General features: G+C 43.0%; 17 protein-coding genes, 1 other RNA gene and 1 other annotated feature. Of the genes, 16 read left to right on the top strand and 2 right to left on the bottom strand.

The window, feature by feature from the left end; translation table 11 throughout:
* Positions 1–219 precede the first annotated feature (219 nt).
* From BA1_RS15495 to dtd, 6 genes are all read left to right on the top strand, one after another.
* Complete coding sequence (locus BA1_RS15495; RefSeq protein ID WP_008360876.1) at positions 220–708, top strand: cation:proton antiporter regulatory subunit; 489 nt, start codon at positions 220–222, stop codon at positions 706–708.
* 98 nt (positions 709–806) lie between these two features.
* Entirely contained in the window at positions 807–1,163 is a 357-nt protein-coding gene (locus tag BA1_RS15490; RefSeq protein WP_008360873.1) for a LapA family protein, read from the top strand.
* 81 nt (positions 1,164–1,244) lie between these two features.
* The gene (recJ, locus tag BA1_RS15485; RefSeq protein WP_008360871.1) at positions 1,245–3,569 is read left to right on the top strand and encodes a single-stranded-DNA-specific exonuclease RecJ; all 2,325 of its coding nucleotides are present in this window, start codon (positions 1,245–1,247) and stop codon (positions 3,567–3,569) included.
* Positions 3,570–3,592: 23 nt separating this feature from the next.
* Positions 3,593–4,105, top strand: coding sequence for an adenine phosphoribosyltransferase (locus BA1_RS15480; RefSeq protein WP_008342729.1), 513 nt, complete (start codon positions 3,593–3,595; stop codon positions 4,103–4,105).
* 143 nt (positions 4,106–4,248) lie between these two features.
* On the top strand, positions 4,249–6,459 hold the full coding sequence (locus BA1_RS15475; protein WP_008360869.1) for a RelA/SpoT family protein: 2,211 nt from the start codon (positions 4,249–4,251) through the stop codon (positions 6,457–6,459).
* 18 nt (positions 6,460–6,477) lie between these two features.
* A complete protein-coding gene (gene dtd, locus BA1_RS15470; protein ID WP_008360868.1) occupies positions 6,478–6,921 on the top strand; it encodes a D-aminoacyl-tRNA deacylase in 444 nt (147 codons plus the stop codon).
* An 84-nt stretch (positions 6,922–7,005) separates the two neighbouring features.
* On the opposite strand, the gene BA1_RS15465 is transcribed toward dtd, so the two are convergent.
* Positions 7,006–8,586, bottom strand: coding sequence for an N-acetylmuramoyl-L-alanine amidase family protein (locus tag BA1_RS15465; protein ID WP_008360866.1), 1,581 nt, complete (start codon positions 8,584–8,586; stop codon positions 7,006–7,008).
* A 137-nt stretch (positions 8,587–8,723) separates the two neighbouring features.
* Here BA1_RS15465 and BA1_RS19195 point away from each other — a divergent pair, with 137 nt between their 5' ends.
* The 5 genes from BA1_RS19195 (at position 8,724) to BA1_RS15450 (ending at position 13,451) form a co-directional block, all read left to right on the top strand.
* Complete coding sequence (locus tag BA1_RS19195; protein WP_003216250.1) at positions 8,724–8,894, top strand: YrzK family protein; 171 nt, start codon at positions 8,724–8,726, stop codon at positions 8,892–8,894.
* Between the two features lie 58 nt (positions 8,895–8,952).
* Positions 8,953–9,192 (top strand) — a binding site (T-box leader).
* A gap of 72 nt (positions 9,193–9,264) precedes the next feature.
* Positions 9,265–10,539: a histidine--tRNA ligase gene (gene hisS / locus BA1_RS15460; RefSeq protein ID WP_008360863.1), complete on the top strand. Its 1,275-nt coding sequence runs from the start codon at positions 9,265–9,267 to the stop codon at positions 10,537–10,539.
* Positions 10,540–10,557: 18 nt separating this feature from the next.
* Positions 10,558–12,336: an aspartate--tRNA ligase gene (gene aspS, locus BA1_RS15455; protein ID WP_008360860.1), complete on the top strand. Its 1,779-nt coding sequence runs from the start codon at positions 10,558–10,560 to the stop codon at positions 12,334–12,336.
* Between the two features lie 77 nt (positions 12,337–12,413).
* Positions 12,414–12,594: non-coding RNA, 6S RNA (gene ssrS / locus BA1_RS18855), on the top strand.
* 92 nt (positions 12,595–12,686) lie between these two features.
* Positions 12,687–13,451, top strand: a complete 765-nt coding sequence (locus tag BA1_RS15450; RefSeq protein ID WP_008360859.1) for a tRNA threonylcarbamoyladenosine dehydratase — start codon at positions 12,687–12,689, stop codon at positions 13,449–13,451.
* Positions 13,452–13,483: 32 nt separating this feature from the next.
* On the opposite strand, the gene BA1_RS15445 is transcribed toward BA1_RS15450, so the two are convergent.
* Positions 13,484–14,749 carry a replication-associated recombination protein A gene (locus BA1_RS15445; RefSeq protein WP_008360858.1) on the bottom strand — a complete coding sequence of 422 codons (1,266 nt, stop codon included), beginning with the start codon at positions 14,747–14,749 and terminating at the stop codon, positions 13,484–13,486.
* Between the two features lie 209 nt (positions 14,750–14,958).
* Here BA1_RS15445 and cymR point away from each other — a divergent pair, with 209 nt between their 5' ends.
* The 5 genes from cymR (at position 14,959) to recD2 (ending at position 20,872) form a co-directional block, all read left to right on the top strand.
* Entirely contained in the window at positions 14,959–15,378 is a 420-nt protein-coding gene (gene cymR, locus BA1_RS15440; RefSeq protein WP_008360856.1) for a cysteine metabolism transcriptional regulator CymR, read from the top strand.
* A gap of 18 nt (positions 15,379–15,396) precedes the next feature.
* The gene (locus BA1_RS15435) at positions 15,397–16,539 is read left to right on the top strand and encodes a cysteine desulfurase family protein (protein ID WP_008360854.1); all 1,143 of its coding nucleotides are present in this window, start codon (positions 15,397–15,399) and stop codon (positions 16,537–16,539) included.
* 95 nt (positions 16,540–16,634) lie between these two features.
* The gene (mnmA, locus tag BA1_RS15430; protein ID WP_008360852.1) at positions 16,635–17,753 is read left to right on the top strand and encodes a tRNA 2-thiouridine(34) synthase MnmA; all 1,119 of its coding nucleotides are present in this window, start codon (positions 16,635–16,637) and stop codon (positions 17,751–17,753) included.
* Between the two features lie 61 nt (positions 17,754–17,814).
* On the top strand, positions 17,815–18,468 hold the full coding sequence (locus BA1_RS15425) for a tetratricopeptide repeat protein (RefSeq protein ID WP_008360849.1): 654 nt from the start codon (positions 17,815–17,817) through the stop codon (positions 18,466–18,468).
* 19 nt (positions 18,469–18,487) lie between these two features.
* Positions 18,488–20,872, top strand: a complete 2,385-nt coding sequence (recD2, locus tag BA1_RS15420; RefSeq protein ID WP_008360847.1) for an SF1B family DNA helicase RecD2 — start codon at positions 18,488–18,490, stop codon at positions 20,870–20,872.
* Positions 20,873–20,998 lie beyond the last annotated feature (126 nt).

Below are 20,998 nucleotides of genomic sequence, written 5' to 3'. Positions count from 1 at the left end.
AAAAAGCTTGCAGACTTTGTCTACAAGCTGAGACTGCCAGCATGGCAGTCTTTTTTCATGCATCATCTCCATTTGTCACAACAATAAGACAATTTGAAAAAACATTTCGGGTTTCGTTGATCTTGAAATGGTCTTTTGCTATAATGACATACGTTTAGATCAGTATAGAAAGCAAGTGCCTGTTTTGGGCATTTGGCTTTATTCATTGGAGGGGCTGTTATGAAGGTTCGGGAAACTGAACTGCCTGGTATCGGTCACAAAGCCGAAATGATCACAAGAAATAATGAGAAGCTTGCCATCATCACACATGATGACGGCAGAAGAGAGATGTATCATTTTCAAGAGGATGATCACGAAGAATGTATTTCTGGTATCTTGCTTAGCGATGAAGAAGCAAGGCAAATCTCGGCTATTTTAGGCGGTATGGTGTATAAACCAAAGGCGCTTGAGACAGTGGAGGTTGCCATTGATGAACTCATGATCGAATGGTTTAAGATTGAAAAGAACGCACCAGCTGTTAGACAGACGATTGGCGACCTCGATGTTCGTCAAAATTATCAAGTGACAGTCATCGCCATTGTGAGAAAGTCACATGAGAAGATTTTAAATCCAGGACCAGATACGATCATTGAAGAAGGGGATACCCTTGTCATCTCTGGAGAAAGAAAAGAATTAAAGAACTTAATTAAAGAAAAACTCAGCAGCTAATCACACCCATGCTGATAGAAGATCTTCCACTTTCCTTGTGTGTTTAAAAAGGACAAGAAAAAGGGAAGAATAAAAGAAAAAGCTTGGGGGATATGTAGATGAATAAACAACAATGGACCATTATACTCGCATTTATTTTCGTATTAATTGTCTCAGTTTTTGCCGTGATTAATGTGCGGCCTGTGCAGGTAGACTACTTATTTGGAACGGCTGAATGGCCACTGATCCTTGTCATTATCGGCTCTGTTCTCATGGGTGGGCTCATTGTGGCTTTTGCAGGGATTTTCCAAATTGTAAAACTGAAACGTGAACTAAAAGCATTAAAAGCTGAACGTGCAGCCGCTGCGACTGTTCCTGCTGCTTCTTCCAAAAAGGCAGACAAAGACGTTCAAAAGAAATCGAATGTCACGCCTTTAAAAGAACAAACAGCGTCTTTTGACCGGAAGGAAAAATAATCTTCCAGTCCAATTTCATAAAATAAAAATTGAAACCCCTCAGGCCACTCTAGTATAATAGTGTGGTTGAGGGGTGAATTTATGTTATTATCCAAAATGCGCTGGGAATATGAGCATCCAAGCGAAGAAAAAGTGAAATCACTCTCTGAAAATCTGAATATTTCTGCGCTGACTGCATCACTTCTTGTACAAAGAGGACTCGAAGAAGTAGAAGAAGCGAGGTCTTTTTTATTTGATCAAAAAGCCGAATTTCATGATCCATTCTTATTAAAAGGAATGAAAGAAGCAGTAGAGCGCATCAACAAAGCGATCGAAGCGCAAGAATCGATTGTGATCTTCGGAGATTATGATGCAGATGGTGTGACAAGTACGTCTGTACTTTTACATACATTAAAAGAGCGGTCTGCGAAAGTAGACTTTTATATTCCAGATCGATTTAAAGAAGGTTATGGGCCAAACGAACAGGCTTTCCGATATATTAAAGAGCAGGGAGCATCGCTTGTCATCACAGTGGATACAGGTATCGCTGCTGTAAATGAAGCGCGAATTGCAAAAGAAATAGGATTAGACCTGATCATCACAGATCACCATGAACCAAGCGAGGAACTGCCGGAGGCACTTGCGATTGTACACCCTAAGCAGCCAGGCTGTGAGTACCCATTTAAAGAACTGGCTGGTGTCGGTGTTGCGTTTAAAGTGGCACATGCCCTCCTAGGGAAACTGCCTGTAGATTTATTAGATCTTGCTGCAATTGGAACAATTGCGGATCTTGTCCCGCTGCATGATGAAAATAGATGGCTTGCAAAAAAAGGCCTTATGCAGCTTCGGCAGTCTCGTCGTCCTGGGCTAAAAGCGTTAATAAAAGAAGCGGGGGCTACTCTTGAAGAAGCCAATGAGGAAACAGTCGGCTTTCAAATTGCGCCAAGGCTGAATGCAGTCGGACGAATTGAGCAGGCAGACCCAGCTGTTCATCTTCTCATGACGGAGGATAGGGATGAAGCAGAAGAGCTCGCTCGTTTTGTTCAAGAACTCAACAAAGAACGGCAGAAAATCGTCAGTACGATCACGGAAGAAGCCATTCGAATGGTCGAAGAGACGGGCGGTGACCAGCCTGCCATCGTTGTCGCAAAAGCGGGCTGGAATCCTGGCGTTGTTGGCATTGTTGCCTCGAAATTGACTGATACATTTTCTCGTCCGGCGATTGTGCTAGGCATAGACGAAGAAACGCAGATGGCGAAGGGGTCAGCACGAAGTATTCCTGGCTTTGATTTGTTTTTCCATTTGAGCAAGTGCCGTGACATCCTGCCGCATTTTGGCGGACACCCGATGGCAGCAGGAATGACACTTCAAGCGGATGATGTTCCTTTGCTTAGGGAAAGATTGAATCAATATGCAAATGAAACGTTGACAGAAGAAGATTTTATTCCAATTCAACGGGTTGATGCGGTATGTAAAGTGGACGAGATTACGGTGCAGGCCATTGAAGAAGTGGGGATGCTGTCCCCATTTGGCATGCAGAACCCTAAGCCGTTTATCATGATTGAAGACGCCAAGCTTGAAGACATACGAACGATTGGGGCCAATCAAAATCATATAAAAATGTCACTGAAAGACGAAGACAAACTGCTGGACTGTGTCGGTTTTCATCAAGGCAATCTAAAAGAAGAACTCGTCCCAGGAAGTCAAATTTCGGTCATTGGCGAGATCTCCATTAATGAATGGAATAATCGAAAGAAACCTCAGCTTATGTTAAAGGACGCTCGAGTGGATGAATGGCAGCTGTTTGATTTACGCGGGAAAAAGGATTGGGAAAAGAAAGTATCAACACTTGATCCAGAGAAAAGTGTTGTGCTCTGTTTTGATGAAGAAACAAAACGGCAAACGGAAATTCCGGTTCATGTTGTCGATGCAGACAATGTTACATCGTTTGATGTCCATGAGAAATATGTGGTCTTTGCCGATGTTCCCGCAGATGAGCACTTGCTCAAGTTGCTTTTAGAAAATCAAAAACCAGCAAGAATTTATACGGTGTTTCAACGGAAAGAAGATCACTTTATGTCCGCATTCCCGAGCCGTGACCAATTTAAATGGTTTTATGGGTTCTTGTTAAAACGGGGGAGTTTTCCTCTCAAAGAACAAGGCATGGAGCTTGCCAAACATAGAGGCTGGACAAAAGATACAATCATTTTTATGACAAAGGTGTTTTTTGAACTCGGTTTTGTTAAAATAGAGAATGGTGTGCTGACAATAGTACGTGATGCCCCTAAAAAAGATTTAACCGCATCATCGTCTTATACAGCAAAACAACGATTGATGGAACTCGATCAAACACTAACATATTCCTCAGCCAAAGAGCTGAAGGAATGGCTGAATAGCATGATGAGCGAAGTCTCACCTGTGCTTTGACGTACGAGGAGGAAAAGGAAAAGATGGATTTAAAACAATATGTGACAGTTGTACCTGACTACCCAAAGGAAGGTGTACAATTTAAAGATATTACAACATTAATGGATAAAGGCGAAGTGTACCGTTATGCAACGGATCAAATCGTTGAATACGCAAAGGAAAGAGACATTGATCTCATTGTTGGACCTGAAGCGCGTGGATTCATTATTGGCTGTCCTGTAGCATATGCACTTGGTGTAGGTTTTGCACCAGTTCGTAAAGAAGGAAAGCTTCCTCGTGAAGTCATTAAAGTTGATTACGGTTTGGAATACGGTAAAGATGTATTAACGATTCATAAAGATGCGATTCGTCCTGGTCAGCGTGTACTGATTACAGATGATTTACTTGCGACTGGTGGAACGATTGAAGCGTCCATCAAGCTTGTTGAGGAATTAGGCGGCGTTGTTGCAGGGATTGCATTTTTAATTGAGCTGACGTATCTTGATGGCAGAAAGAAGCTGGACGGTTACGACATCTTGACGTTAATGCAATACTAATGGAGTTTTACGAAAAAAGCACTCAGTAAGAAGGGTGCTTTTTTCCTATCAAAAATCTTTTAGCGGACTTCTTCTCTTTACATCTATCGAATTTTTCTTGATAATAAACTACAATACAGTTTTCATTTAAAAAAGGTGATTCCATGGCGAACGAACAAGTTTTAACGGCGCAGCAGGTCATTGACAAGGCAAGAGAATACCTGTCCGCTGAACATATTCAATTTATAGAGCGTGCATACGAGTATGCTGAGAATGCACACAAGGAGCAATACCGGAAATCCGGTGAGCCTTATATTATCCATCCTATTCAAGTGGCTGGAATTCTTGTTGATCTTGAAATGGACCCTTCGACCATTGCTGGCGGCTTTTTGCATGATGTTGTCGAGGATACGGATGTGACATTAGAGGATTTAAAAGAGCATTTTAACGAAGAAGTGGCAATGCTGGTTGATGGTGTGACAAAGCTTGGGAAGATTAAATATAAATCACAAGAAGAACAGCAGGCCGAAAACCACCGGAAAATGTTTGTTGCAATGGCGCAGGATATTCGTGTGATCTTGATTAAGCTGGCAGACCGTCTTCACAATATGAGAACACTCAAGCATCTTCCGCAGGAAAAGCAGCGTAGAATTTCAAATGAAACGCTTGAGATTTTTGCACCGCTTGCGCACAGATTAGGGATTTCAAAGATTAAGTGGGAGCTTGAGGATACAGCCCTCCGCTATTTAAATCCGCAGCAATATTACCGGATTGTGAATCTCATGAAGCGCAAACGAGCGGAACGTGAGGAATACTTGGACGAGGTTGTCAATGAAGTGAAAGACCGTGTGTCTGAGGTGAACATCAAGGCTGAATTCTCCGGCAGACCGAAACATATTTATAGCATTTATCGCAAAATGGTCTTGCAAAATAAGCAGTTTAATGAAATATATGATTTGCTGGCTGTTCGTATTTTGGTGGACAGCATTAAAGACTGCTATGCCGTACTCGGTATTATTCATACGTGCTGGAAGCCGATGCCAGGCAGATTTAAGGATTATATTGCTATGCCAAAGCCGAACATGTATCAGTCACTTCATACAACAGTGATTGGTCCAAAAGGGGACCCGCTGGAAGTTCAGATCCGTACAGTAGAAATGCACGAAATTGCGGAATACGGAATTGCGGCACACTGGGCGTATAAAGAAGGCAAAGAATCAGCAGAATCGACGGAAGAAGCTGTTTTCCAGAAGAAGCTGTCTTGGTTTAGAGAAATCCTAGAATTCCAAAATGAATCCACAGATGCGGAAGAATTTATGGAATCGTTAAAAATTGATCTCTTCTCTGATATGGTGTTTGTGTTTACGCCAAAAGGAGACGTCATTGAGCTGCCGTCTGGTTCAGTTCCAATTGACTTTTCGTACCGGATTCATTCGGAAATTGGGAATAAAACAATCGGAGCCAAGGTCAACGGCAAAATGGTCACACTTGATCACAAATTAAAAACAGGTGACATTATTGAAATTCTGACATCTAAGCATAGCTATGGTCCAAGTCAGGATTGGATCAAGCTTGCCCAAACTTCCCAAGCGAAGCACAAGATCAGACAGTTTTTCAAAAAACAGCGCCGTGAAGAAAATGTCGAAAAAGGCCGAGAACTCGTGGAGAAAGAAATCAAAAACCTTGAGTTTGATGTCAAAGACATTATGACACCTGAAAACCTGCAAAAAGTGGCCGATAAATTTAATTTCTCAAATGAAGAGGACATGTATGCGGCCGTCGGTTATAACGGAATTACGGCACTCCAAGTGGCGAATCGTTTAACTGAAAAAGAAAGAAAACAAAGAGATCAGGAAGAACAAGAGAAAACCGTCCAAGAAGTGACGGTAGAGTCAAAACCATATCACGGGAAAAAACGCGAAGCGGGCGTACGAGTCAAAGGAATTGATAATCTGCTTGTCCGCTTATCCAAGTGCTGTAATCCTGTTCCTGGTGATAGCATTGTTGGCTTTATTACAAAAGGCCGGGGCGTATCTGTTCACCGTGAGGACTGTCCGAACGTGAAGACTGGAGAAGCGCAGGAGCGGTTAATCCCGGTCGAGTGGGAGCACGAACAGCCTGCTCGAAACCGTAAAGAATACAATGTGGAAATTGAGATATTAGGATATGACAGGCGCGGCTTACTCAATGAGGTGCTTCAAGCAGTGAATGAAACAAAAACAAACATCTCCTCTGTTTCTGGGAAGTCTGATCGTAACAAAGTAGCGACGATTCATATGGCTATTTTTATCCAAAATATCAACCATTTGCATAAAGTAGTGGAACGCATCAAACAAATCAAAGACATTTACTCTGTTCGCCGATTTATGAATTAGAAAGGAAGTATATCGTCTATGAGGCTTGTTGTTCAGCGTGTGACGAGTGCATCTGTGAAGGTGGAAGATGAGGTCACAGGTGCCATCAATGAAGGATATATGGTGCTGGTTGGTGTCACACATGAAGATACAGAAGAAGATGTGCATGACTTAGCTGAAAAGCTGGTACATTTACGTATTTTTGAAGATGAAAACGGGAAAATGAATCGTTCATTGTTGGATGTAAAAGGAAGCGTTCTGTCTGTGTCTCAATTTACCCTTTATGGTGATACGAGAAAAGGTAGACGGCCTAATTTTATGAAAGCTGCCAAGCCGGATATGGCAAACGCACTTTACGAATGCTTCAATGAAACCCTTAGAGAAAAGGGCATCCTTGTTGAAACTGGCCGTTTTGGCGCGATGATGGACGTGTCATTGACCAATTCAGGGCCAGTCACGATTTTGATGGATAGCAAAGAATAGACTGTAGATAAACTCTTGCTGAGAGTTTGTTTAGAGTCTTTTTCTTTTGGCATCAAAAAAGAGGCGCAGCGGCCTCTTTTTTTTCTATCGAAAATATTGTTTTAATCCTTCTGTCATTCCTTCTGTCACTCGCTCTTGGTAAGAGGCGCTATAGATGATCGCTTCCTCCTGAGGGTTGCTTAAATAGCCGAGTTCATATAAAAGGGAAGGGCGTTTATTTTCTCTTAAAACAAAATAATCTCCGAATTTAACACCCTTATCTGGGATTTGTGATCGTTTTGCGACTTCAGCATGAAGGTTTGCCGCTAGGCTTTGATCTTTTGATGCCTGATAATAATATGCGGTGCTTCCTCTGACACTTGGGTCCATAAAACTATCATAATGAAGACTGATGAATGCATCTGCATTTCGGTAATGAGAAGTGGCAACCCTCGATTGAAGGCTGATAAATGTATCATCACTTCTTGTTAAATACACATTTGCTCCAGAAGCTCTTAATTTGCCTGCCAGTAAATTGGCGGTTTTTATGGTGATATTCTTTTCAAAAGCACCGTCTGCGCCGATCGTGCCGCTGTCTTTCCCGCCATGACCAGGATCAAGAACAATCGTTTTCCCTTTTAAAGATCCAGTTCCAGACGATGAATCCTGCTGAGGTCTTGGTGCCTCGCTGCTATTTTTCTTTGTTTGAACAACCCAGCTCGCCACATATCCTGTTCCGCCGTTAGATAGGGTGACTTCATACCAGTCACCTTGCGTTCGAACAATTTGATAAGCTGCTCCTTTCGTTGCTCTTTCTGCAATCGCAGCAGAGGTAGAAGCGCTTTTTCTAATATTCGTTCCATCATAGACGATATACGCGTTCTGATGAGAGGACGAAGAGGATGAACTCTTTTCACGGGCCGAACTTGCTCCTTGGCTTGTGACAATATAATAACTTGCAACCCAGCCTTTTGTCCCTTTGGCTTCGATTTCATACCAGCCATTTTGCTCTCGTAAAATGGTGATGTGTGTATTGCGGCTAAGTGAAGCCACCACTTGTGCATTTGGTGCCGCTGATTGTCGAACATTCAAGCTGGATACGCCAACTGTGCCTGTCTGTTTAGAACGAGCGGACTCACCTGAACTTGATTGAGAAGTTTTTTGTCCGCCAGAAATGTAATCAGAGTGGACCCAGCCTTCTGCTTGTTGATACGAAATTTTTGTCCATGCGCCGCTTGTGCCCAGCTTCTTAGCGGAAGCGCCCTGCGGGAAAGTTCCGATGACTTGATAGGAAGTCCCTGGGCCTGTCCGAATGCGAAGATCGGAGGCTGTCGAGGTAATTGTGCGGCTTCCTTCTGCACGTTGATCTTGCGTCTTTGTCTTCGCAGGCTTTTGCGTGTCAGATGACCGGGTAATCAGCCATGAGACAATCCAGCCTTTTTGTCCGTTCGATAGCCCAATCTGCACCCATTCCCCTTGTTCAGTGAGAATCGGATAGCTTTCTCCTCGTTTCGCAACAGCTGCGATCCCATAGCTCAAACCAGGACCGGTTCGCACATTGATTTCATCTGTTGCAACGACTGCTTGGTCTGTTTGAGCAGTCGCATGTGTCATGGGCAACGTGCTGGCGATGAGAACAAAACAGGTCAGCAACATGATCATGTGATTGTGTGTTTTCAGATTCAAAACGGTGTTTTCCCCTCCCTTGTAAAACCGATGAATGTAAATTCGTTATGTAATGGACTAATTCCTTGCAGTATCCCTAATAAAAATGAATCAATCTGTTTATACTAGATAAAAATGTGATAAAAGGATGTACAAACATGAGATTAAGCAGAAAATTAGGACGAGTGCAGTATAATGGACATCGTGATATCGATCGCTGGCAGCACGACGAAATGGATCAACCAGGCTTCCTTGAAGAAACGGCATCTGAATACGGCTGCACGTCAAAAGAAGAGCTGGAAAAGAAAAAGAGGCACGGCAAGGGTTGACAGAGTGGCAGCACCGACCTTATTATAATATAAATCAACACACTTGAAAATTTAAAATGTGGAACTGATGATAGAGAATAGTAGGGTAAATTGCGTGAGCAGAGAGGAATCGCCTTAGGCTGAAAGCGAATCCGCATGGCATTTATCACGAAAGAACACTCTGTAGGTTTCCTGCTGAACGCTCTAAAAATGAGTCATTAGGCGGAGAACGTGAATCTGCGTTAAGGATTTGAGCGGGAACATGGCTGAATCATGTTCCAACTAGGGTGGCACCACGGGTATAACTCTCGTCCCTACTATACACATAGTAGAGGCGGGGGTTTTTTATATGTCCACATAAAAAATGATGATGGTCGTAGGAGGACGAAAAATGAGTTTTAATATTCCAAGAGGTACACAGGATATTTTACCTGGAGAGTCAGAACGCTGGCAGTATGTTGAACAAATTGCGAGAGATACATGTGCAGCCTTCCAATACAAAGAGATTCGCACACCGATTTTTGAGCATACGGAGCTGTTTGCGCGAGGAGTAGGCGAATCAACGGATATCGTTCAAAAAGAGATGTACACATTTGAAGACAAAAAAGGACGCAGCATCACCCTTCGTCCAGAGGGAACGGCTTCAACAGTACGTTCTTATGTAGAAAATAAATTATTCGCTCAGCCTACGCAGCCTACAAAGCTGTATTACATCGGACCGATGTTCCGCTATGAGCGCCCGCAAACGGGAAGATATCGTCAATTTTATCAATTTGGAATTGAAGCGATCGGTTCAAAAGATCCTGCCATTGATGCTGAAGTCATTTCACTTGCAATGAGTGTGTATGAGAAAGCAGGTCTTTCCAACTTAAAGCTTGTCATTAACAGCCTCGGTGACAAAGAAAGCCGGGCAGATTACCGCCAAGCACTTGTTGAGCACTTTGAGCCAAGAATGGATGAATTCTGTCACGACTGCCAAATTCGTTTACATCAAAATCCATTACGTATTCTTGATTGTAAAAAGGACCGTGACCACGAACTGATGGCAACGGCACCATCCATTCAAGATTTCTTAAATGAAGAATCAAGGACTTATTTTGAAAAAGTCAAACAATACTTAACAGATCTAGGCATTGAATATGTCGTCGATCCGAACTTAGTGCGTGGTCTTGATTATTACAATCACACAGCATTTGAAATTATGAGTAATGCAGAAGGCTTTGGTGCGATCACAACATTAGCCGGAGGCGGCCGTTATGATGGACTCGTTGAAGGAATTGGCGGTCCTGAATCCCCAGGCATCGGCTTTGCGATGAGTATTGAGCGTTTCCTATCAGCAATTGATGCAGAAAAGATTGAGCTTCCAGTACAAGGCGGCATTGATCTTTACATTGCCGCATTAGGAGATCAAGCAAAAGATTATGCTGTGGCATTATTGAATCGACTACGAAAAGAAGGCATTTCAAGTGAAATGGACTATACAGGGAAAAAGCTAAAAGCACAATTTAAAGCGGCGGATCGCTTGAAAGCCAAGTTTATTGCAGTTCTTGGTGAGGATGAGCTGGCGCAGCAAATTGTGAATGTGAAAGATACGACAACGGGTGAACAAATTGAAGTGAAGCTTGATGAGCTCATTCAAATGATGAAAGCCCACCAGAAAGCGTAAAGAAGGAGTGGAATGTTTGTGTTTGGTAGAACTTTTTATTGTGGAGAAGTAACAGAAGACCAGATTGGTCAGACAGTTGTATTAAAAGGGTGGGTACAAAAACGGCGTGACCTTGGCGGATTAATCTTTATAGACCTGCGTGACCGTACAGGCATTGTGCAAATTGTCTTCAATCCAGACCTATCAAAAGAGGCACTTGAGACAGCAGAATCGATTCGTAATGAATATGTCCTTGATATTAAAGGAACAGTCGTCGCAAGAGAAGAAACCACCATCAACCCAAATTTAAAAACAGGCAAAATTGAAATTCAAGTGGAGACGGTCACTGTGTTAAATGAAGCAAAGACCCCTCCATTTATGATTTCAGATCAAGCAGACGAGGTATCGGAAGATGTACGATTAAAATACCGCTATCTAGATCTTCGCCGTCCTGCAATGTTTGAAACGATGAAAATGAGACATGAAGTCACAAAAGCATTCCGCCATTTCTTAGATGATAACGGCTTTCTAGACATTGAAACACCAATTTTAACAAAAAGTACGCCAGAGGGTGCACGTGACTATCTTGTGCCAAGCCGTGTACACGAAGGAGAGTTCTATGCGTTGCCGCAGTCTCCGCAATTATTTAAGCAATTATTGATGGTGTCTGGGATGGACCGCTACTATCAAATTGCTCGCTGCTTTAGAGATGAAGACTTACGTGCTGACCGCCAGCCGGAATTTACACAAGTCGATATTGAAATGTCCTTTATGAGTCAAGAAGACATCATGACGCTTGCTGAAGAGATGATGGCAAAGGTCATGAAAGATGTGAAAGGCATTGACCTTACATTGCCATTACCACGTATGACGTATGATGAAGCGATGAATTCCTATGGATCTGATAAGCCAGATACCCGCTTTGACATGAAGCTTATCAACATTTCAGACACGGTAAAAGACTCAGATTTCAAAGTCTTCAGCGGGGCTGTAACCAGTGGCGGGGCTGTCAAAGCCATAAATGTAAAAGGGGCTGCAGCAAAATACTCAAGAAAAGACATTGATGCCCTTGGTGCATTTGCGGCGAACTACGGGGCTAAAGGTCTTGCTTGGCTAAAAGCTGAAGGGACAGAATTAAAAGGACCGATTGCTAAATTCTTTGATGAGTCAAAGCAAGCAGAATTGAAAGAGCAGCTTCAAGTCGAAGAGGGTGACCTTTTACTTTTTGTCGCTGACAAGACGTCTGTTGTCCATGATGCCCTTGGTGCACTTCGTTTAAAACTTGGGAAAGAGCTTGGACTGATTGATGAGTCTTTATTCAATTTCTTATGGGTCGTTGACTGGCCGCTGCTTGAAAAAGATGAAGAAGAAGGCCGCTTCTATGCTGCTCACCATCCTTTCACAATGCCAGTTCGGGATGACCTTGAATTAATTGAAACAAGTCCAGAAGACATGAAAGCTCAGGCTTATGATCTTGTGCTCAATGGCTATGAGCTTGGCGGGGGTTCTATTCGTATTTTCGAAAAGGACATTCAAGAAAAAATGTTTGGTTTACTTGGCTTTTCAAAAGAAGAAGCATACGATCAATTCGGTTTCCTTCTAGATGCGTTTGAGCATGGTGTTCCTCCGCACGGCGGAATCGCGCTTGGTCTTGACCGTTTAGTCATGCTTCTTGCCGGCCGATCTAACCTAAGAGATACCATTGCGTTCCCGAAAACGGCAAGTGCAAGCTGTGTGCTCACAGATGCTCCTGGCACTGTAAGCGAAGCCCAGCTTGATGAGCTAAGTTTAGCGATTAAAACAAAAGTAAAACAGTAAAATAGGCGGATGTTTATAGGCATGTAAACGCTTGAAAAAGCGGCATGCCTATGATATGCTTTCATCAACTAATCAATAAAGTCCTGATACGTACGGTGGTTACCTAGTTTTGACCGAACATTTTTTTCTACGGGAGCTTGGCTTTCCTTTCTGCATTCATGCCTCATCTGAGGACTTATAAAGTGAGGAAGAAAGCACCCACCTGCATGGTGCGGGGTTCAAAACGAAGGAACAGCTGGCGGCGTCATCGGGACTTTTTTGTGTTTTTTTCTTTTTGAGAAGGATGACGGAGAAGTCTGAATATGATATGATTCTTTCGATTCATTTTAAATAAAGGTGGAGTGAGGCACTTGTTACATCAGTTTTCAAGAAACGAGCTTGCCATTGGCAAGGAAGGCTTAAATATATTAAAAAACAGTACAGTTGCAGTGCTTGGAGTAGGCGGCGTTGGTTCATTTGCAGTAGAAGCGCTCGCTCGTTCAGGTGTTGGCCGTATTGTTCTTGTTGATAAAGATGATATTGATATTACAAATGTAAACCGTCAGCTGCCAGCATTGCTGTCAACAGTCGGTCAGCCTAAAGTGGACTTAATGAAGGCGAGAATTGCTGACATTAACCCAGAATGTGAAGTCGTTGCGCTCAAAATGTTCTATACAGAAGAAACATATGAACAGTTCTTTGAGTATCCGCTTGATTATGTCATTGATGCATCAGATACGATTCATTATAAAATTCATTTAATGAAAGAGTGCCTAAAACGCGGTGTGAATATCATTTCTAGTATGGGTGCTGCAAACAAAACAGATCCGACACGCTTTAAAATTGATGATATTTCGAAAACACATACGGATCCCATTGCAAAAGTCGTTAGAACACGTCTGCGTAAGGAAGGGATTCGAAAAGGGATTGAAGTGATTTTCTCTGATGAAAGTCCGATTGTGATTCGTGAAGATGTCAGAAAAGAAGTTGGAAATGATGAAGCGAAAATTCGTAAGGCGCAAATGCCGCCATCATCCAATGCATTCGTTCCATCTGTTGCTGGACTGATCATGGGTGGTCATGTCATTATGAAGCTTTTAAAAGACATTCCGATTACACGTGTGAAAGATAAATAAATAGCCCGCCTGCGAAATGCAGGGGGCTATTTTTATTTTTGCCGTCTTAAATTCTCATAGACTTGCTTCAGTGCACCTTCAAATTTTCCTGTTTGCTTCGGTTCATAGTATTGCTTGTTTTTCAGCGGGTCAGGTAAATATTGCTGCTTCACCCAGCCATTTTCATAATCGTGCGGATATAAGTAACCGGCGCCTCTTCCGAGTGCTGTTGCTCCTTTATAGTGAGCATCCTTTAAATGAGCAGGGACTTCACCTATTTTCCCAGTACGAATATCATGCAGTGCTGCATCAATTGCTTGATAAGCGGAGTTTGATTTTGGAGAAAGACACAGTTCAATGACGGCGTTGGCGAGTGGAATCCGTGCTTCTGGGAAGCCGACTCTCTCAGCTGTTTGAACAGCGCTTAACACGCGGGGCCCTGCCTGCGGACTGGCTAAGCCAATATCTTCGTAAGCCATCACAAGTAATCGTCTTGAAATGCTTTCGAGGTCTCCCGCTTCAATAAGTCTTGCAAGGTAATGCAGGGCGGCATCTGTGTCAGACCCTCTGATGGATTTTTGGAAAGCCGAGAGGACATCATAATGGGCATCACCGTTCTTGTCATGCGAGAAGCTCTTTTTCTGTAAACATTCTTCTGCTGCGGCAAGAGTGATCGTGATATGTCCAGATTCATCAGCTTTTGTCGATAGGACGGCTAGTTCAAGCGCATTTAAAGCAGAGCGCACATCTCCTCCGCATCCATTCGCAAAATGATTCATCGCCTTTTCATCAACTGTGACCGAATAACTGCCAAGCCCGCGATGTTCATCCTGTAAAGCCCGTGATAAAGCGGCTTTGATCTGCTCTGTTTCAAGCGGCTTCAGCTCAAATATTTGTGTCCGGCTTCGGATAGCTGGATTGATTGCATGATACGGGTTGGCTGTTGTTGCGCCAATTAAAATGATCATGCCATTTTCTAAATACGGAAGAAGGAAATCCTGCTTCCCTTTATCCAGCCTGTGAACTTCGTCTAAAATCAGGATGACCTGACCGCTCATTTTTGCTTCAGCGGCGACAGCTTCCATGTCTTTTTTGTGATGAATGACCGCATTCAACGTACGAAAGGCAATGCTTGTACTGCCAGCTATCGCAGTTGCAATTGATGTTTTGCCAATGCCCGGCGGTCCGTATAAAATCATCGAGGATAAATGTTTTGCCTCGACCATTCGTCTAATAATTTGACCTTCTCCAACGAGATGCTCCTGCCCGATAATATCTTCAATATGACTTGGGCGCATCCGATACGCTAAAGGTTTCATGATTATCTCTCCTAAAGCAATGTCTTGTTTATATAGAGTACCGAAATTTCTTCAAATAGAAAAGGGATGCGTCCTCCTTTAGCGCTCAGAGGCCGCAAATGAAAGTTGGCTGAAAGTATGATATAATTGCTTTTGGTCTATATAACAGCGTATATGAAATCAGAAAAATAATTGATGACATAGAATTAGAAAACGCAGAGGTGTTTAACTTGAAAATTTCCACTAAAGGCAGATATGGTCTGACGATCATGATCGAATTAGCCAAAAAACATGGCGAAGGCCCTACATCATTAAAATCAATCGCTCAAAACAATGATTTGTCTGAGCATTATTTAGAGCAGCTTGTATCACCACTTCGCAATGCCCGTCTTGTGAAAAGTATCCGCGGGGCTTATGGGGGCTATGTTCTTGCCCATGAACCAAGCGAGATTACAGCCGGTGATATTATTCGTGTATTAGAAGGACCGATTAGTCCTGTCGAAGTGATCGAAAACGAAGAACCAGCAAAGCGTGAACTTTGGATTCGAATTCGTGATGCAGTAAAAGACGTACTAGACAATACCACTCTTGAAGACTTGGCAAGCTATACAGATGACGGGGATCAAGACGCGTATATGTTCTATATTTAGATCAGAGGTGTACCGGAAATGGAACGTATCTATTTAGATCATGCAGCTACAACGCCTATGGATCAGCGCATTGTGGACAAGATGATGCCTTACTTTACAGAGATATTTGGCAATCCCTCGAGTATTCATTCATACGGGCGCGAGGCAAGGAAGCGGCTCGATGAGGCAAGAGAAATCATTGCAGAAGAATTACACTGTAAACCGCAGGAGATCATCCTAACAAGCGGGGGAACAGAGGCGGACAACTTGGCGATCACAGGTGTTGCAATGGCAAGGCAACATGAAGGAAAACATATTATCACAGCAAAAACAGAGCATCATGCAGTGCTGCATACATGTGAGCGATTAGAGAAGCTTGGTTTTGATGTGACGTATTTAGATGTTGATCACACTGGATTCATTCAACTTGACCAATTCAAACAATCACTAAGAGATGATACGATTCTTGTGACCATCATGTACGGCAATAATGAAACAGGCGTCATTCAGCCAATCAAAGAAATTGGTGAACTTCTACACGATCACACGGCTTATTTTCATACTGATGCCGTACAGGCGTTTGGCACAATGACAATTGATGTTGCAGCTCTTCATATTGACCTGTTATCTGCTTCTGGCCATAAATTAAATGGTCCAATGGGAACAGGTTTCTTATATGTCAACGAACGCGTAAAACTCTCTCCGCAAATATTCGGAGGAGAACAAGAAAGAAAACGCCGTGCTGGCACTGAAAATGTGGCGGGGATCGTTGGGCTGGCAGCAGCTGTTCAATTAACAAAGCAAAATAGAAGAGAAAAAGCAGTGCATTATGGTAAGCTCAAAGAAACGATGCTCAAAGTATTCGAGGAGGAATCACTCAATTTCTCTATCAATGGACATCCGGAACAGACATTGCCGCACATTTTAAATGTTCATTTCCCCGGTGTCTCCATTGAATCGTTACTTGTGAACTTAGATATGGAAGGGATTGCTGTTTCAAGCGGGTCAGCATGTACGGCTGGATCTGTCCTTCCTTCGCACGTATTAAGCGCCATGTATGGCGAAGAAGCAAAAGAGCTGACATCCTCAGTCAGAATAAGCTTCGGTCTTGGAAATGAAGAGGAACATGTAAAGCAGGCGGCGCGTAAGATCGCGGCTGTTGTCAAACGCCTAGCCAAATAAATGCTCCCTTTTTGTTCGTGTGTGAAAAATGAAACAGCCAGGCACCTGAAGAACGAAACGCGCACGCTGTTTCATTGAAATTGGAGTTGATGAAGATGACAAAAAGACCAGAAGACACAAGAGTTGTGGTTGGTATGTCTGGAGGAGTCGATTCATCAGTTGCTGCTCTCATGCTAAAGGAGCAGGGCTATGATGTAATCGGCATCTTTATGAAAAACTGGGATGACACAGATGAAAATGGTGTTTGTACAGCAACGGAGGACTATGAGGATGTCATTCGTGTTTGTAACCAGATTGGAATCCCTTATTATGCAGTAAATTTCGAGAAGCAGTATTGGGACAAAGTGTTTCAATATTTTCTTGATGAATATAAAGCAGGCAGAACGCCAAACCCAGATGTCATGTGTAACAAAGAAATTAAGTTCAAAGCATTTCTTGAGCATGCATTGTCACTTGGTGCAGATTATTTAGCAACAGGCCACTATGCACGTATCGACAGAACTGGCGATGAAGTGAAAATGCTAAGAGGTCTTGATGCAAACAAAGACCAAACCTATTTCTTGAATCAGCTGACTCAAGAACAGCTTGATAAAGTGATGTTCCCAATCGGCGATTTAGAGAAAAAAAGAGTGCGTGAATTAGCAAAAGAAGCGGGGCTTGCTACCGCAACGAAAAAAGATTCAACGGGCATCTGCTTTATTGGGGAAAGAAACTTTAAAACGTTCCTCAGCCAATATTTGCCTGCACAGCCCGGTGTGATGCAGACAATGGACGGAGAAGTAAAAGGTGAACATGATGGACTGATGTATTACACGATTGGTCAGCGCCAAGGACTTGGCATTGGCGGAAGCGGTGACCCGTGGTTCGTTGTTGGGAAGGACTTAGAGAAAAATATCTTATTTGTTGAACAAGGCTTCCACAATCCACTTTTATACTCTGAAAGCATTTCAGCCGTAAATATAAGCTGGACTCGTCCTCATATTGTCGACGAAAACGGTGAATTAACATGCACAGCAAAATTCAGATACCGTCAAGAAGACCATCATGTGAAAGTCAAAATGACAGGTGAACAAGAAGCGATGGTCATCTTTGATGAACCAGTGCGTGCTGTCACACCAGGACAAGCCGTTGTCTTCTATGATGGCGAAGAATGTCTTGGCGGCGGGACAATTGACGATGTCTTTAAAGACGGTCAGAAGCTGTCGTATGTGTAACATGTGTTAAAAACCTCAACGTCGCTGTTGAGGTTTTTTAATGAAAGGATGATAAGAGCAAATGAATCATAATGAGATCGGCATAGAAGCGTTAAACCAAGGGAACATCGAAAAGGCAGCCGAAGCTTTTACAAAAGCCATTGAAGAAAGCCCAAAGGACCCGGTTCCATATATTAACTTTGCAAACTTACTTTCAAGTATCAATGAATTTGAACGTGCTCTGAACTTCTTTCAAAAAGCCATTGAACTTGATCATACAGCAGCTGCAGCCTATTACGGAGCAGGAAATGTGTACACATTGAAAGAAGACTTTATGAAAGCAAAAGACTATTTTGAGCAAGCGCTAAAAGCTGGAATGGTAAACAGCGATTTGTTTTATATGCTAGGGCAAACGCTTATCAAATTAGAGCAACCGAAGCTTGCGATGCCTTATCTTCAGCGTGCCGTTGAGCTAAACGAAGAAGATAACGAAGCAAGGTTTCAATTTGGCATGTGCCTTGCGAATGAACAGATGCTGGAAGAAGCGGTGGCGGCCTTTACCGAAGTGGTCACGCGAGATCCGCAGCATGCAGATGCCTTTTATAATTTAGGGGTTGCGTATGCCTATTTAGAGAAAAAAGACGAAGCACTTGAGATGCTAGGAAAAGCCATTGACGTGCAGCCAGATCATATGCTTGCACTGCATGCACAAAAGCTGATTCAAGAGGCAGAATAGACGGAAGGAGGGAAGACCTGTGCAGGAACATCCAGATCAAATAAAGCTTGAAGACGAACCATTTTTAAAAGGGACGGTTCAAGCGGTTATTTTCCATAACGAAAGTAATTTATATTCGGTGTTAAAAGTCAAAGTCATTGAAACATCAGAAAACTTAGAGGAAAAAACAGCATCTGTCACAGGCTACTTCCCGGCACTTCATGAGGAGGAAACCTACACCTTCTATGGCAAAGTCACAAGCCATCCGAAATTTGGTGAGCAGTTTCAGGCCACTCATTTTCAAAAGGAAGTACCTACAACAAAACAAGGGATTATTCATTATCTCTCAAGTGACTTATTCGAAGGAATAGGGAAGAAGACGGCGGAAGAAATCGTCGGGAAACTTGGCAATCAGACGCTTCATCAAATTATGCGTGATCCGTCTGTGTTGTATGACGTTCCGCGCCTGTCAAAAAAGAAGGCAGACAAGCTGGCTGCCGCACTTCAGGAGCATCAAGGACTGGAGCAAATCATGATCAACCTGAATCAATATGGCTTTGGTCCGCAGCTCAGTATGAAAATTTACCAAGTGTACGAGAGTGAAACCTTGCAGAAGATTGAGGAAAATCCTTATCAGCTTGTCAAAGACGTAGAAGGGATTGGGTTTATTAAAGCAGATGAGCTCGGCGCTAGAACAGGGATATCTGGAAATGACCCAGACCGCATTCGTGCAGCTCTGCTTTATACTGTCGAGACAGCAAGCCTTCAGGACGGTCATACGTACATACAAACGAAAGATCTGATCGTCGAAACCCGTAAGCTGCTCAATCAAACAGGTAATGACTACAAAGTGAATGAAATGGACGTTGCCAATCAGATCATTGCACTTGGAGAAGCGAAAGAGATGATCATAGAAGATGAGCGGTGCTATCATCCGTCGCTTTTTTATGCGGAGCAAAGTGTGGCGAAACGCATTCGGAAAATCGTCTCTCAAACAGAATATGCTGATCAATTTCCTGAATCAGAATTCCTTCTCGCACTCGGTGAGCTGGAGGAACGGCTGGGCGTCCAGTATGCGCCGACACAAAAGGAAGCCATTCAAAAGGCGCTCATGTCCCCAATGCTGCTCTTAACAGGCGGACCGGGTACAGGGAAAACGACGGTCATTAAAGGGATTGTCGAGCTTTATAGCGATCTTCATGGCGTTTCTCTTGACCCTAGTGATTATAAAAAAGATGAGTCTTTTCCGTTTGTGCTTGCTGCACCAACTGGACGCGCGGCGAAACGAATGACTGAATCTACAGGGCTTCCAGCTGTGACCATTCACCGGCTATTAGGCTGGAATGGGTCAGAAGGCTTCTCACATGATGAAGATCAGCCGATTGAAGGAAAACTCGTGATTATTGATGAATCGAGTATGCTGGATATTTGGCTGGCTAATCATTTGTTTAAGGCGATTCCAAATGACATTCAAGTCATTATGGTTGGAGACGAACATCAGCTTCCATCTGTCGGACCCGGTCAGGTGTTAAGAGACCTGCTTGCATCACAAGCCGTACCAGCTGTAACGTTAACTGATATTTACCGTCAGGCAGACGGTTCATCCATTGTTGAGCTTGCCCATGATATGAAAAATGGTGTTTTACCAAAAGATATTACCGCACGCTCGAAGGATCGATCCTTCATTCAATGTTCAGCTGATCAAATAAAAGAAGTCATCGAAAAAGTTGTCAGCAACGCTGCTCAAAAGGGCTATTCAGCAAAGGACATTCAGGTGCTGGCACCGATGTATAAAGGGAAAGCTGGTATCAACGAGCTGAATAAAATGCTTCAGCAAATTTTGAACCCTAAAAAGCCAAAAGGAAGAGAAATTCCCTTTGGTGACGTCGTCTACCGGACAGGTGATAAGGTGCTTCAACTTGTCAATCAGCCGGAGAATCATATCTTTAATGGGGATATTGGTGAAATCGTATCGATTTTTTATGCGAAAGAAAACACGGAAAAAGAAGATATGGCGGTGATTTCTTTTGATGGAAACGAAATCACGTTTACAAAAAAAGATTTTCATCAATTTACCCATGCTTATTGCTGCTCTATTCACAAATCTCAGGGCAGTGAATTCCCCATTGTTGTGCTGCCAGTCGTCAGAAGCTATTATCGAATGCTTCGGCGAAATCTACTGTACACAGCCATTACACGCAGTAAAAAGTTTTTAATTTTGTGCGGTGAGGAATCAGCCTTGGAGTGGGGCGTGAAAAATAATGAGGATTCCCTTAGACAAACGTCCTTAACAATGCGTCTTGCTAAGACCGAAGAAATCATGGATGCTGAGCTTGCAGCGCTTCAAAAAGAGCTGCCTTTCAGCGTACACGATGCAAATATTGGCATGGAGGGAATCACTCCGTTTGATTTTATGCAAGAGTAAATGGCTTCCTTCATGGAAGCCATCAGATTGTTGACAAAGGGCTAAAATGATCGTTATTTTAGCCCTTTGTCTTCTTTTCAGCGTGACCTGAAAACCTTTGCAGTCTAGGAAGGACGAGTACCGGCG

The organism is Bacillus xiamenensis (genome assembly GCF_000300535.1).
GTDB lineage: Bacteria > Bacillota > Bacilli > Bacillales > Bacillaceae > Bacillus > Bacillus xiamenensis.
The sequence above is the reverse complement of the archived record's forward strand: the minus strand, read 5'-3'. Positions and strand labels throughout refer to the sequence as shown.

What these genes read in the sequence shown, in the direction of transcription:
- BA1_RS19195 (WP_003216250.1), top strand. Translation starts at nt 8,724, where the DNA reads ATGAGATTAAGCAGAAAATTAGGACGAGTGCAGTATAATGGACATCGT.
- BA1_RS15475 (WP_008360869.1), top strand. Translation starts at nt 4,249, where the DNA reads ATGGCGAACGAACAAGTTTTAACGGCGCAGCAGGTCATTGACAAGGCA.
- BA1_RS15480 (WP_008342729.1), top strand. Translation starts at nt 3,593, where the DNA reads ATGGATTTAAAACAATATGTGACAGTTGTACCTGACTACCCAAAGGAA.
- hisS (WP_008360863.1), top strand. Translation starts at nt 9,265, where the DNA reads ATGAGTTTTAATATTCCAAGAGGTACACAGGATATTTTACCTGGAGAG.
- BA1_RS15495 (WP_008360876.1), top strand. Translation starts at nt 220, where the DNA reads ATGAAGGTTCGGGAAACTGAACTGCCTGGTATCGGTCACAAAGCCGAA.
- BA1_RS15445 (WP_008360858.1), bottom strand. Translation starts at nt 14,749, where the DNA reads ATGAAACCTTTAGCGTATCGGATGCGCCCAAGTCATATTGAAGATATT.
- BA1_RS15435 (WP_008360854.1), top strand. Translation starts at nt 15,397, where the DNA reads ATGGAACGTATCTATTTAGATCATGCAGCTACAACGCCTATGGATCAG.
- BA1_RS15490 (WP_008360873.1), top strand. Translation starts at nt 807, where the DNA reads ATGAATAAACAACAATGGACCATTATACTCGCATTTATTTTCGTATTA.
- BA1_RS15425 (WP_008360849.1), top strand. Translation starts at nt 17,815, where the DNA reads ATGAATCATAATGAGATCGGCATAGAAGCGTTAAACCAAGGGAACATC.
- mnmA (WP_008360852.1), top strand. Translation starts at nt 16,635, where the DNA reads ATGACAAAAAGACCAGAAGACACAAGAGTTGTGGTTGGTATGTCTGGA.
- dtd (WP_008360868.1), top strand. Translation starts at nt 6,478, where the DNA reads ATGAGGCTTGTTGTTCAGCGTGTGACGAGTGCATCTGTGAAGGTGGAA.
- recJ (WP_008360871.1), top strand. Translation starts at nt 1,245, where the DNA reads ATGTTATTATCCAAAATGCGCTGGGAATATGAGCATCCAAGCGAAGAA.